Source organism: Paenibacillus sp. JT31N17 (assembly GCF_056269255.1).
Genome location: NZ_JBWDNP010000001.1, coordinates 245,498 through 259,775, shown reverse-complemented (window position 1 = coordinate 259,775; position 14,278 = coordinate 245,498). Strand labels below are relative to the sequence as shown.

Below are 14,278 nucleotides of genomic sequence, written 5' to 3'. Positions count from 1 at the left end.
CTGTAAGCGCTTAAAACTCAACGTATCCGCGGAAAAACTGAGAATGGTCACCACGTTTCGACCCGTTCCACCATATGTTTCTATCAAGCATGGGGGGTGTTTATTTGTCGACTTCACCTGCACAGATTGGTCAGCCCGTTCCAAGTGAATCGTCAAGGAAAAAAATGACTAAAGTAACCAAGCGGAATGTCGTAAACGGAATGCTGTTCGTCTCGCCCTGGGTGATTGGATTCATTGCACTTACGATGGTTCCCTTTGTCTTGTCACTGTACTACAGCTTCACCACCTATGACGTGGTCGCAGCGCCCGACTGGACCGGACTCCAGAATTACGTTCAGCTGATGAAGGATCCGATATTCTGGACATCGATCTACAACACCTTGTTTTATACGGTATTTTCGGTCCCGCTGAGCATTGTGATCGGGGTTGCACTCGCGCTTCTGCTGAACTTGAAGATCAGGGGAATGGCATTCTATCGTACCATCTTCTATCTTCCGAGCATCGTTCCGCTGGTAGCTTCCTCGATTCTATGGCTCTGGCTGTTCGATCCCCAGTTCGGATTGATCAACAGCATGCTTGAAGCCATAGGCATTCGAGGGCCGGGGTGGCTTGTCGATCCGGCATGGTCCAAGCCAGCGCTTATCGTGATGGGCCTGTGGGGAATCGGCGGTGCCATGATTATTTATCTGGCTGGTCTTCAGGATATACCGCAGGAAATGTATGAATCGGCCGAGCTGGACGGAGCCGTATGGTGGCATAAAATTGTGTATATCACCTTGCCGATGCTGACTCCCGTCATTTTCTTCAATCTCATCATGGGCCTGATCGGATCTTTTCAATATTTTACGCAGGCGTATATTGTGACGTCGGGCGGTCCCAACGATTCAACCCTGTTCTATTCTCTCTACCTCTACAATAATGCATTCTCCTACTTTCATATGGGATATGCATCGGCCATGGCATGGATTCTGTTCCTGCTGATCATGGCCGCAACATTGATCGTCTTCAAAAGTTCAGCCCGCTGGGTGTTCTATGGCGGCGACAAATAAATTTGGAGGTGTGTATATGAAAGTCCGAATCAGATCCTGGGTATTGCCGCTGTTTGCCGTCTTGCTTGCAATCAGCGTTGTCGCATGCTCTTCTTCTTCTACTCCCGCCGGCACAAGTGAAACCGACGATGCTTCAGTCAATGAGGAGCCTGCTAATTCTTCGGCGGACGGTAAAGTCGTAGAAGTAACGTATTGGCATATGTGGACAAGTGACTGGAAAAAGCTGATCGACAGCCTCGTGGCGGAGTTTAACGAAACCCACCCCAATATCAAAGTCAATGCACTGTCGATTACCGGCGATGCGAATGCCAAATTCCTGACCGCGCAGGCGGGTGGGGATCCGCCGGATGTCATGACGCAATGGAATCAGATTATCCCTTCCTGGGCGGAGAAGGGCGCGATCATGTCCCTCAAGGATTACATCGACGGCTCGGCTCCCGATCTGGGGGATTGGATGTATCCCATCGTCCGGGAGATTGGCACCTATAATGGCGAAATGTATGCCGTTCCTTTCTCCATGAACACCTTTGCCATGTTGTATAACAAGGATGTGCTGGAAGCAGAGGGCTTCGATCCGGAGAAGCCGCCGTTAACCATCCAGGAGCTGGATGCGATGCAGGATAAGCTGTGGAAGACGGATGATCGCGGCTTCATTCAGCGGGTCGGATTCATGCCGAGCTGGCTGACGCAGTGGACCGCGCCATTTGGCGGAAGCTGGGCGGATGCCGAAGGAAATCCAACTGCGACCGATCCGAACAACCTGGCTGCGCTGGAATGGTTTCAATCCTATGCGGAGAAATTCGATCCTACCAAGGTAGCCGCTTTTAATAAAAGCAATACCTCCAACGTGAATGCTGCATGGCCATTCCTCAGCGGCAAGCAGGTTTTCGCCGTCGACGGAATGTGGAGGCTGGTCGATCTTCAGAAATATGCGCCTGACCTGAACTATGGGGTCACACCGCTCCCTTATCCAGTCGAGAACGGGAAGCCAAACGCAACCTGGGTCAACGGCAACTACAATATCATTCCTGCAAAAGCCAAACATCCCAAGGAAGCGTGGGAATTCATCCTGTGGCTGACCGGTTATCATAACGAAGAATGGGCAGCATCCATGCTGAGCAAGGGCGGATGGATTCCCGCGTCGCCGAAGATCACCGAGCAGCAGCCGTATCAGGATTATCTGAATGAGATTCCGGCAAGACGGTCGTTTGTCGATTTGCTCAGCAGTGAGAATGCGGTCATAACGCCGTTAATTCCGGACCAGCAGTACTATTGGGACCGCGCGGTCAAAGCTGAAGAGGATGTCATGACCGGGAAGAAGGACCCCAAGAAGGCGCTTGAAGATCTGCAAAAGGAAATTGAAAATGAAATTTCCAAAAATACAAAATAACTGATAACGGGTGGAAGGAAGGACATACGTCTCTTCCTTCCCTTCACCAGGAAAGGGGAGAACCGGATGGCTGCGATCAGTAATCGGACGTCAACCCGAAAAAAACAGGAAATGCTCAGACAAGGAATAGGTCACATCATTCTCATACTGCTTGGCTTATCCTTTCTGTTTCCTTTCATATGGATGCTTTCAACAGCCCTTAAACCCGAAGCACAGATATTCAAATGGCCTCCCGAGTGGATTCCCGAACCGTTCATATGGTCGAACTTCCCGGAAGCGCTGACCTTTGTTCCATTCGGCTCTTATGTCAAGAACACGCTGATCATATGCTTCTGGTGTGTGGTGGGTACGTGCCTGTCCTCCGCTCTGGTGGCATATGGCTTCTCCAGAATACAATGGCCGGGACGGAATCTTCTATTCATCATCATGCTGGGCACAATGATGCTTCCTTACCAGGTCACCATGATTCCTTTATTCGTTCTGTTCAAGCAGATCGGATGGGTTGGAACCTTCAACCCGCTGATTATCCCCTCTTTCTTCGGGGGAGCGTTCTTTATCTTCCTGCTTCGCCAGTTCTTCCTCACCATACCGCATGAGCTGACGGAAGCTGCGAAGATCGACGGCTGCTCCGAGTTCCGCATCTTCTGGCAGGTGATACTCCCGCTCGCAAGACCTGCCCTTGCCACGGTTGCATTATTCACATTCATGAACACCTGGAATGATTTTCTCGGTCCGCTCATTTATTTGAATGACGATTCCATGTACACCGTCTCGCTTGGTCTGCAGCAGTTCATCGGTCAATATGGAACGCGGTGGGGCATGCTTATGGCTGCTTCCACGGTTGCTGCCTTACCTATCATCATTCTGTTCTTCTTTGCACAGAAGACCTTCATCCAGGGCGTGTCGACTACGGGAATCAAGGGATAAGTGATTGATATGAATCATAGCTTGTATAGAGATATAAAAGAACCTGCTTGCATTCGCAAGCGAAAGGAAGGGTTAGTATGAAAATCGTTATTATCGGAGCCGGCAGCGGCTTCGGCAGCAGACTGAGCATTGACATCATGTCCAGGGAGTCTCTACGGGAGGCTACTATTTGTTTGTGCGACCTGCACGAGGAGCGCCTGAAGAAAGTTACGACTTATATTCAGAACACGATTGATAAGTATAACTTGCCCACTAAGCTTGAGAGCAGCACAGATCGTACCAAGCTGCTGCCCGGCGCTGATTTTGTCATCACCTCTGTTTCAGTTGGCGGCGGAGCTTATTACGGCTTCCCCTATAACATAGAGGTAGAGATACCCCGCAAATATGGCATTGAACAAACGGTTGCCGATACCTACTCTGTAGGTGCAGCATTCCGTCTGATGCGTACCGCCCCTGTTCAACTGCAAATTTGCCGCGAGATGGAGCAGTACTGCCCTGACGCCTACCTGCTTAACCATACCAACCCGATGGCAGGGCTTACGATGCTGCATTCCACGGCCAGCAGCATTAAGAATGTGGGCATCTGCCACGGCGTGCAGCATACGAGCAGCGTAATCACCAAATTCATCGGTTTGAAGGATGAGGATGTCACTTACAAGGTCGCCGGGATTAACCATCTTGCCTGGTTCCTGGAGTATCAGCGAACAGACACCGGTGAGGATCTGTATCCTATGCTGCGCGACTTGCTGGATAATCCTCAAACGGATGAGCAGAGGGAGTTCCTGAAGAAGGAAGCCGTACGTGTCGAAATCATGCGCAAGTTCGGTTACTTCCCGACAGAGAGCAACCATCATGATTCCGAGTATTTGCCATATTTCCGCCGCAATGCGGATCTGATGAAGCAGTACTTCCTCAAGCCCAGAGATCCTGTCCGGGATTCACTTGGCGAAAAAGCCCGCGAGTGGCTCAAGGATAGCATGGATAGCGAGCACCAGCTGTCCGGCGATTTGCGTATGTCCAATGAGTACACCTCGGGCATTATGGAGGGTATCGTAACCGATCGCCCTTTCCGCTTCATTGGCAACGTGATGAACAAGGGCCTGATTACCAACCTGCCCGGCAAGCTGTGTGTTGAGGTTCCATGCTTTGCAGACAGACATGGTATCAACGCGTCCGTTGTTGGCGACCTGCCCACCCATCTGGCTGGTTTCAATCATGCTAACGGTACTTGCGTGCAGTTGACCGTTGAATCCATTCTCGAGAAAGATAAGGAGAAGGCCTTCTATGCGGTCGCTCTGGATCCCAATGCCGCTTCCATTCTGTCCCTGGATAATATCCGTAAGATGTTCGAGGAAATGTGGGAGGCTGAAGGCGACCTGCTCGAGTGGTACTGGAAGGATAGCATCACCGAACGTTACGCCTTGAACTGATAAAAACAAAAGGGCTATCCAATATGAAGATTCACTTTCTCTGGTTACGCGGTGCCCCGAGATACGCCCGCTTGAATAAAAGGTAAAGCTGCCAGGATAAACCGGCAGCTTTACCTTTTTTACTGAACTAACGTTTTCCTTAACCTTATTTTGGATTTAATCGATCACGCCTCCTTCCAGATTGCCGGAGAATCGGGGGTTGACCGAAGGTGCCGATCGGGCTGTCTGTGGCCGCATATACGTCCTTCATCTCTACCAAGCCGTCCGCCGCAGGGACTTCTCCGTGCATGATCTGCACGACGAGCTCATCCGGCGTCGATTTGAAATCGCCCATCAGCATCGCCGGGAACTGCTTCCGGGCGCGGATTTCGTGTACTCGGCTCCAGATCAGCTCGATCTCTTTCACTCTCGCCGTCCGGCCTTTGTGATCCAGGTGCGTATTGAACACGAGGAATTCGGTTCATCCGCCTTATGACGGATATGTGCCCACGTGCAGATGCGGGAGCTCCCGCTTACCTCACGTCATGCCGGACATTTGCGAAATGGCCATAATACGCCTCGCAATGATGCAGGCGAAAAAATTTTACGCGGTCTACATTAAACGACAGACTATTCTGTCACCACGCTTCTATACTAACTATTGGATCGACTTTTCTTACTTATCCAATCTACTCACGGATGCAGAAATTCGGGAGCTGACGGGCAGCACGGGGCTATCGTATAGAAAGACGCGCCGATCCCGACCGGTAGTATCGATCACTATGTATATCATCTATAATCGGAGGTAACTCATGGCCACCATTATTGGAAGAATTGCTCTTCAGCCCGCAGCCGTACGTCCCGGCGAGCCCGTGCGTGTCGAAGTCTTCGACAACGACGACAACCCGCTCAGCGTCAGCTCCGTGCAAGTATCGGTCAACGGCAAGCCTGGCGCCCTGCATTATCTTCAGTTTCCGACCTCCGGCCAGCGCAGGTTGATTGTCCGCGCACGGGCGGCGACCGGCGAGACCGACCAGCAAGTCGCGCTGGTCGATGTGGCCGGCGCGCCTTTGGAATTCCTGTCGTATCAGAACCGCAGCGACATCGCGATGATCGGCGTCTCGCAGCTGCCGACGCAGCCCTACACGGCGGTTCTCACGATGGGTTCGACCATTGACACGCGATCCCCGCATCTTCAGCAGACAAGACCATTCATTTCTCCGCAGCCGGGCAAGGTTTTCGCGCAAGATTCGCTGGCTGCACGTCTTGCGACTCAAGGCGCACTGGGCCGCATCATGTCGGAAAACCCGCAAGCGCTGACCCGGATCGAGACCCGGCGAATGATAAACACGCGTGCGAATGCGAGCGTGCAGACGGACAAGGGCATCCGACTCGCGCCCAAGGCTGCCAAGCGGCTCACGGTGGGCGCGGTTTACGATTTAACGAGCTTTCAATTAAACGAAATCTTCGGTGAGGCCGCCACAGCGCCCCGCATGGAATTCGAGTGGGAGTTCGGCGATGGCAGCACCGCCACGACCCGCACGCCGGTAGTCAGCCATGACTACTTCCCGGCAATCGACCACTCGGTGGGCATCGGTCAGTTCGTCGTTTCTTGTCACGTCAAACACGCGGGCATCTCCGTCAAACGGACGCTTACCATTCACTCGGCTTATGCGATTTGCAAGGCTGCCGGCACGGTCGTGCCTCATGTCACGGCCGACCTGTTCGCACACAAGCGTTATAATATGCTGACCGGTATGTTCACGGTCCACAACGTGGAGGACACGCCGATCGTCCTTGATCGCATGTCGATCACGACGTTGGTTGATGATGGTGACGCCGTTACGCTGCCACGGCCGTACGTCAATCTCAAGCAGCCGATCACGATCGCCGCACGCTCGGCATCCATGGTCGGCGTCAACGTCCCGTTCGTGACTGGCCCCCCGGAGGCCGGACAGCTGCATTTCGACGTCAAGAGCTTCACGGTTCTGTACGCTGGAACGGCAGGGACATTGCCAGTACGGTGCAGCGCCGTCTTCGACGTTCCGGTATCGGAATGGGGCATGAAACCGAAGCCTTTCCTCCTGCCCGAAGTTCCGCCCGAACAGCGCAAACCGTGGCCCTGGGAACTGGTTGAGAATATGATCGCGGAAGTCGTCAACCCCGTAGTCAATCCGGTTAGTCCCGGCAATGCCGTGCTTGACACGAAGACGGGCACCTTAGCCGTCTCCTTGGGAGCCTTGCAAAACGCTGCGAAGACCAAGGCGCTCGCGCGCGACCAAGGCATGCAAACGTTATCCGCAGTATACGCGCCGGTCGACAAGATAATGGAGGTGCGCCGCATGGCCGCACCTGCCGCGCGGTTCCTGTCGCACGAGATCAAGCGCGAAACGTTGAAAGTTAATCTTCCCAAGTTTACCCCGAAGCTGCCGACGCTTGACCTCGGAGGCAGCATACACACTCTCAATGGTCCGCCGCTGCCCGGCTTCATCGCCGAAGGGCAAGTGTGCGATCCTGATAACCTGTCCGAAGAGGATCTTGCCGCTGCCGCTGCCGGACAGCTGGTGTGTCAGCTCACCGAAGAAGTCAAGGATGTCCTCATGCCGGCGCGGTGGATGAACGCGCGTAAAGGAGACTGCATTCTTTCTCCCGGCGGCGACGGAATCATCGGCGGTCTGATGTTGAACGTGAAACCGGCGCAGTGGTACAGCCATTCCGGGATCATGACGCGTAATTACGATGAAATCACCCATAGCACCGGCAGTCAGAAGCGTCTGATGGACCATCTAATCGGGGTGCTCGCCGACGGCTCCGATGGCTTCGAGCCGAACGTTCTGAAATACATCTGGCCGGGTGCGATCACGCAGACCGTTCAGCACTCAATCGAAGGGGAAGACTTTCCCGATCCGGAGTACGACAAGAATTATTCCGTTTCCGCTTTCGGACCGCATGCCGTTGGCGTTACCCACAACGACCAGTTCACGATGATTCCACCGCTGGTGGTAAAGCCGGATCCGATGCAGGAAACGCCAGCGGTTCGCACAGCGCTGCACGCTATCGCAACAGATGCGCGCAATAATGCAGGGCGGCCGGGCGTCAAGCCGAAGTATCACTATCGATGGTACTGCTACACCGACCCGACCATCGGTCTCGGCGAGCCGGAAGGCCCCGAAGCCGGTTGGGCGGCCGGTACCAGGGCCTCGGTATGCTCCTCGTATATTTGGCTGCATGCCAAGGCGCGCGGTGCGCATCTCGAAACCGGCCAATCGCTGGTGACGCCTACGGACCTCGAGCCGAGCGATATTGCTCAAGGGGCTACCGTTCGGCCCACCACGCCTGACGGACTGTATAACTATTCCGCGCAAGAGCGTTTGGACGCCGCACATTGGCTATTCGACACGATCTATAATCAAGCTTACGAAAAAGCGGGCTGGTTCGGCGAAATTCTTACAGATGGCGCGGATGACATCGCCAATCAGTTCCTCAATGCATTCGCCAATGACGATGCGGACGGGAAAGACAGCGACGAGTGGAAAAATACGACGGATGCAGACGCCGTATCGCCGGATAACATGCTGTGGTGGGACGGTCCCTCGCTCGGCGGGCTCTACGGCTTCGCGGAGCCGGCGATCTACCGCGAACCGCGCATGGAGAGCTACACGGTCAGCAGGTGGAAGAAGGTTCTGAGCCGCGGAACCGTTCGCGGAAAAGTATACGGCGAAGCCGCTGCGGTCGCCGGCGCTATAGTTCAGGCCTATGACGGCAAGACGACGTTCACGGGCGCCGACGGAAGTTATTCGCTTCACGACGTACCGCTTGGAGGCTACTTGCTCAAAAGCTCGAAGGTGATAGACGGCGTCTTGTACTCGGCCCAGATCAACATCAATCTGAACGTCGCCGACCTCGTGGCGGACATCCATCTGCAGCCTCCTTCGGATCGTTACCGGCTGGCCCAAATCTTTATCGACTTCTGGGGCCGCGATTACGAGAATATCGGTTCCGATGAAATCCTGGATCCCGGTCCCGAGTACTTCGAGCTCGAATTGGGTCCGGACAAACTCGTGAATTCTGCCCACCGTACGTACAAATGGGGCGGCGAGATGCGGGTGGAGTATGCGATAACCGTGAGGCTGCTTGTCAACAACACGATCGATGCCCAGGTACAGGGCACGCTGTACGAGGGAACGAGCGAGGATAACGACGACCTCGATGGCCAGGGCGGTCTCACATTCCAGATAGGCGTCGGTCAAACCTCCGGAGCTTCGCTCACGATTACGAATACGGACGAAGATGACGACGACGCGGGCGTCTTGACCATCTCGCTTAAAAATGTCCGCAACACAAATTAGTCCTGCACTTGGTAGACGGGCTCGTTGATCAAGCAGAATTCAATCTGGAAGAAAAGAAACTGCTGTGTATGTTAAAGCAAGAAAGCATGCGATGTTTCAAAGTTCAGACTGCGGAGCAACTGATCCGTTCTACGAAGCTGGTTCGATTAAATAATAGTACAATTTCTAATTCAAATAGGGCTCTCCCGAAAAGGTCTGAAAAGACCAGGGGACAGCCCATTTTTTTTGTGTTTTCAAACCAAAAACTTTTTACCTGTCAATGGAAAGGTATGCACGCCCCATTTCATAATAAATCTGCATGCTTATTTGAAACCCTTGTGTTGTATACGTCAGGATTTACAATATTTTTTATTTTTTCGCCACTTAATCCCATCAGTATATTGCGGGCCGTCATTTTAGCCATTTCCATCCTGGTAGCTGCAGTTGCGCTTCCGATATGCGGTAATACTACTACATTATCAAGAGAGACCAGAGGATGGTCAGCATGAATCGGCTCGACTTCAAACACATCAAGGCCGGCACCCCAGATCCGGCGTTCTTGTAATGCTGTAATAAGCGCTTGTTCATCAATATTGCTTCCTCTGGAAGTATTAATCAGAATACCAGTCGGTTTCATCAATGAAAGCTCTCTTTCCCCAATCATTTTACGTGTTTCCAAAGTTGCCGGGGCCAGCATCACTACAAAATCCGAAGCTTGAAGCAGGTTATCAAGCGAGCTATATTTTACACCCAGCTTGTGCTCCATGTCTTCTCTTCGTCTCCTGTTATGATACAAGATCCTCATACCGAAGCCGGAAGCTCTTCTGGCTACCCCCATACCAATTCCACCCATGCCGATTATGCCGATTGTGGCATTGTAAACATTTTGTCCGGTTAGCAGCATTGGCCCCCAGCCTCTCCAGCTGCCTTCCTTAATATAATTGGCAGCCTCCACTACTTTTCGCGCAGTTGCAAGCAGCAAGGCAAATGTCAAATCCGCCACCGCTTCAGATAGAACATCGGGCGTATGCCCGACAAGTATGCCTCTTGCGGTTGCCTCCGCGATATCGATATTGTCATAACCGACTGCCATCGTACTGACCACCTTCAGTTTGGGAGCCGCTTGGAATACATGTTTATCGATCCGATCCGAAACATTAGTAAACAGAGCATCGGCATCCCGGACTTGTTCCAGCAGCAGCTCACCCGGAATCGGCACATTTTCCTCCTGCCACATGTAGGTGGTGTATTTCACTTCCAACATTTGTTTGACACTATCCGGAATACATCTGGTAATAACAATCTTCATGAAATCCACTCCCGAAATTAATAAGCCTCTTCAAGCAGCGCGATGAAACCTTCAACCGTTACCGTACGTGGATTGTTACGAATCAGCCGATCGATTTGCACCGCCTTCTCCGCAATCCCGGTCAATTGTTCCTTCTTAATCCCGATAGAGTTAAGCCGTGTCGGCAATCCGATTTGCTGCAAGATATCTGTGATATAGGAGACGACAGCCTGAATCTTGTCCGATGCTGATTGGAGAGGTGGTGCAGGAATATGCAATGCTTGTACTAATTTATCGATTTTCCCGCCTGCAGTATGGGCATTAAAATTAATTACATAGGGCAGCAGAAGTCCCGTTACTTCTCCGTGAGGGGATTTGGTCAGGCCTCCGATCGGGTAGGCTAACGCATGAGCCGCAGCCGTACCGGCATTGGAAAATGCCAATCCGGCTAACAAGCTGCCCAGAAGCATGTTGGATCGGGCTTCCAGATTCGTCCCCTGCTGGACAGCCATTACAAGATTATTGGAAATGAGTTCAATCGCTTGTAAAGCCAATGTATCGCTTATCGGAGCTGAGCCTTGAAATAAAATGTCGCCTTCCGCTTGAATATATTTGGAATCCTTGGCAAGAAAGGCTTCAACTGCATGACATAAGGCATCTATGCCTGAGCAAGCCGTTATATAGGGTGGCAGCTGCAGCGTCAACTCCGGGTCCAGCAAGGCTGCAGCAGGTCTCAAGTAATTGTTGGAAATGCCGACTTTGATATTATGATCCGTATCGGTTACGACAGCTACCGATGTTACTTCGGAGCCTGTGCCTGCCGTAGTGGGAATAGCGATCAAGGGAGCAATCGGCGATGGAATCGCGTTCTCGCCAAAATAATCCTGCGGCCGTCCCCCATGTGCTACCAGCAGGGCGACTACTTTGGCCAAATCGATGCTGCTGCCTCCACCCAGACCGATAATGACATCCGCATTAATCTCCTTTTGGGCATAATCATAGCACTCCAGTACGACCGAAACCGGAGGTTCCGAAGTTGTGCCGTCAAACACTTTCACCTGGAAGTCATCTTTCTCCAATATAGTCATAACCGTACGAAGTAAGCCGGATTGAACGATCCCCTTATCGGTAATGAGAAATACATTACGGGCATTCATGTTTTTTAATAGCTCGCTTAATTTATTAATGGCGCCATTGCCGAATATAATTTTACCCGAAGGGAAATAAGACCATGTATTCCTCATATACTGATCATCTCTTTTCAACTAAATGTCAAAAACAACTAATTTTTCGTTCGTCATTTCTTGAATGGCATACCTCGGACCTTCTTTACCATAACCGCTGTCCTTCACGCCGCCGTAAGGCATAGTATCGGCCCGAAACGTGGATACATCGTTGATCATAACACCGCCGAATTGCAGCTCCTTGGCAGCCTTGAACGCCAGTTGAAGATCAGAAGTGAAGATCCCTGCCTGCAGCCCGTAATCAGAATCATTTGCGGCTGCCAACGCTTCATCAATGTCGCTATAGGCAGTAATGCAGATGATCGGGGCAAACACTTCCTGGCACATTATCTTCATCGAGGATATGGTATTGGTCATAATAGTCGGGTATAAAATCGCACCCTGCCGATGACCTCCATAAGCGATCGTCGCCCCCTGAAGAGCGGCTTCCTGTATCCACTGCTCTGCCCGAGCCGCTTCTTTGTCCGATATCATCGGCCCGATATCGGTTTCCTCCAGCTCAGGGTCGCCTACCTTGAGCTTCGATGCCGCTTCAATCGACTTTTCAACAAAAACATCGTATACATCTCGATGCACATAAATCCTTTGTACGGATATACATGCCTGCCCCGCGTTACCAAAGCCTCTGCTTACGCATAATTGAGCGGCTTTTCCTATATCCGGTGCGTCTTTATGAACAATATTGGGCGAGTTGCCTCCAAGCTCCAAGGTCACCCTGCGGATACCGGAGGCTGCTTTAATCTGCTTACCAACCTCCGTACTCCCTGTAAAGGTATACATCGCTATGCGGCTATCCTCTAATAAATACTGCCCGATTTCTTTTCCAGGGCCGTTGACGATATTTAAAAACCCTGGCGGAAGTCCAGCCTCCAATAGAATTTCCGCCATTTTGGCAGCAATTTGCGGTGTTACGCCTGCCGGCTTTAAAATAACCGTATTGCCTGCGGCAAGGGCGGGCGCAATTTTATGCGCTACTAAATTGAAAGGATAATTGAAAGGTGTTATCGCGCAGAGCACGCCTACAGGAACCCGCAGCGTAAAGGCGATTTTATTGTCATTGCCCGGCTGTGCCTGAACAGGCACTTCATGTCCTTGCAGTCTCTTTGCTTCTTCAGCAGACGCGATGAACGTCTGGATCCCCCGTTCAACCTCCGCACCGGCGTCTTTCAGTACCTTGCCGCCTTCCCGAACAATCGTCAGAGCAAGCTCATTTTTACGCTGCTTAAACAGTTCGGCTGCTCTCATCAAAATTTCGTACCTTTGATAAGGAGTCAGCCTGGTTGTTCGGAATGTGTCCAATGCGTTGCCAATGGCATGACTCACTTCCTCCAGGGATGATTTAGTCACCTTAACAATCACATCACCGGTATACTTATTGAAAACATCAAATGTTTCTGAGCCCACGATCCATTGTCCGTCCACCAAATTCCCTAACGCTTCAACGGTATGCTTTGACATTCTCCAGCTCCTCTCGAAATGATGACAGGAGAACCCGGTCATTGCCGGGTCCCCTATCAAATCCCCTAGTCTATGCGGTATCTCTGAATATATTCTTCATCGACTTCGGTTCCCATTCCCGGTACATCCGGAAGCAGTACTTCCCCATCTACCATGGTCAGTCGGGTTTTCAGCATTCCATTTTCTTTTTTCAAGCTTCCGCTTTCCAGGAAGATCGCATTAGGCAGGACGCACAGCACATTCACATTTGCAGGACCGCCCCCATGACTTGCGATATGATGTCCAGCCGCATCCGTGATGGCTCCGATTTCCAACCATTCCGTTGGTCCTCCGGCTCTTCGGTTATCCGGTTGATAAATCGATGCGGCTCTGGCTTGAACGGCATCATAAAATTGGAATTTAGAGTAAAAGTTTTCACCGATTGCAATCGGGATATCCAATGCTTGGGCCAATCGCGCTGAGCTCTCTTTATGCTGCGGAATCAACGGCTCTTCAAACCATCTGATGCCCAGCTGCTCGTAAGCCCGTCCCCGGCGAAGCGCTTCTTTTTCATCAAATCCCTGGTTGGCGTCAACCATAATTTGAATATCCGGCCCTACTTCTCTTTGCGCTATTTTAATCCGTTCAATATCATTCTCCAACGAATATTTGCCTACTTTTAGTTTGATTGCCTTGAACCCCTCTTCTACCGTTTCGATGCATTTTGCGACATATTCCTTTTCGGTATCCACATACCATCCGGCCATGCAGTAAGCAGGGATACGATCACGAACGGCGCCCAGAACCTTTGCCGTCGGAAGATTCGCTTTCTTTCCGATAATGTCCCAGAGCGCGATATCAATGGCAGAGATAGCAAAATGCGAGAAGCCCTCAGCACCGTGATAGTCAGCAATGCTCCACAATTTTTTGCGGATTTTACGGGTAAAGTGCGGATCCTCGCCAATGAGATGCGGACCCAATTCCGATTCCAGCATGAGCTTCAATATCGCTCCGCTTGCTTTTCCTCTACCGAAAAAGGTCGTAGCATAACCTGTAATACCTTCATCCGTATAAATCTTGGTTATAACCTGAGTACCTGCATCATACGTGTGCAGCGCATCCTTCATTGGATTTTTAACTTCCGTTACAATAATGACAGCTTCCAGCTTTGTGATTTTCATATTAAACCTCCATGGAATAGTTTCT

General features: G+C 51.6%; 10 protein-coding genes. 5 read left to right on the top strand and 5 right to left on the bottom strand.

Annotated elements, in window-relative coordinates:
- Positions 1–104: 104 nt before the first annotated feature.
- The 4 genes from AC0YOB_RS01175 (at position 105) to AC0YOB_RS01160 (ending at position 4,796) form a co-directional block, all read left to right on the top strand.
- Positions 105–1,049 carry a carbohydrate ABC transporter permease gene (locus AC0YOB_RS01175; RefSeq protein WP_475791180.1) on the top strand — a complete coding sequence of 315 codons (945 nt, stop codon included), beginning with the start codon at positions 105–107 and terminating at the stop codon, positions 1,047–1,049.
- 16 nt (positions 1,050–1,065) lie between these two features.
- Complete coding sequence (locus AC0YOB_RS01170; RefSeq protein WP_475791179.1) at positions 1,066–2,439, top strand: ABC transporter substrate-binding protein; 1,374 nt, start codon at positions 1,066–1,068, stop codon at positions 2,437–2,439.
- 66 nt (positions 2,440–2,505) lie between these two features.
- Positions 2,506–3,366: a carbohydrate ABC transporter permease gene (locus tag AC0YOB_RS01165; protein ID WP_475791178.1), complete on the top strand. Its 861-nt coding sequence runs from the start codon at positions 2,506–2,508 to the stop codon at positions 3,364–3,366.
- Positions 3,367–3,443: 77 nt separating this feature from the next.
- The gene (locus tag AC0YOB_RS01160; protein ID WP_475791177.1) at positions 3,444–4,796 is read left to right on the top strand and encodes a family 4 glycosyl hydrolase; all 1,353 of its coding nucleotides are present in this window, start codon (positions 3,444–3,446) and stop codon (positions 4,794–4,796) included.
- A 145-nt stretch (positions 4,797–4,941) separates the two neighbouring features.
- On the opposite strand, the gene AC0YOB_RS01155 is transcribed toward AC0YOB_RS01160, so the two are convergent.
- Entirely contained in the window at positions 4,942–5,244 is a 303-nt protein-coding gene (locus tag AC0YOB_RS01155; protein ID WP_475791176.1) for a hypothetical protein, read from the bottom strand.
- Between the two features lie 343 nt (positions 5,245–5,587).
- Between AC0YOB_RS01155 and AC0YOB_RS01150 the strand changes: the two genes are divergently transcribed.
- The gene (locus AC0YOB_RS01150) at positions 5,588–9,124 is read left to right on the top strand and encodes a carboxypeptidase-like regulatory domain-containing protein (RefSeq protein WP_475791175.1); all 3,537 of its coding nucleotides are present in this window, start codon (positions 5,588–5,590) and stop codon (positions 9,122–9,124) included.
- A gap of 283 nt (positions 9,125–9,407) precedes the next feature.
- On the opposite strand, the gene AC0YOB_RS01145 is transcribed toward AC0YOB_RS01150, so the two are convergent.
- From AC0YOB_RS01145 to AC0YOB_RS01130, 4 genes are all read right to left on the bottom strand, one after another.
- Complete coding sequence (locus AC0YOB_RS01145; protein WP_475791174.1) at positions 9,408–10,412, bottom strand: 2-hydroxyacid dehydrogenase; 1,005 nt, start codon at positions 10,410–10,412, stop codon at positions 9,408–9,410.
- A gap of 17 nt (positions 10,413–10,429) precedes the next feature.
- Complete coding sequence (locus tag AC0YOB_RS01140) at positions 10,430–11,635, bottom strand: iron-containing alcohol dehydrogenase (RefSeq protein ID WP_475791173.1); 1,206 nt, start codon at positions 11,633–11,635, stop codon at positions 10,430–10,432.
- Between the two features lie 21 nt (positions 11,636–11,656).
- Positions 11,657–13,093: an aldehyde dehydrogenase family protein gene (locus AC0YOB_RS01135; RefSeq protein ID WP_475791172.1), complete on the bottom strand. Its 1,437-nt coding sequence runs from the start codon at positions 13,091–13,093 to the stop codon at positions 11,657–11,659.
- A 65-nt stretch (positions 13,094–13,158) separates the two neighbouring features.
- Entirely contained in the window at positions 13,159–14,253 is a 1,095-nt protein-coding gene (locus AC0YOB_RS01130) for a mandelate racemase/muconate lactonizing enzyme family protein (protein ID WP_475791171.1), read from the bottom strand.
- Between the last annotated feature and the right edge of the window lie 25 nt (positions 14,254–14,278).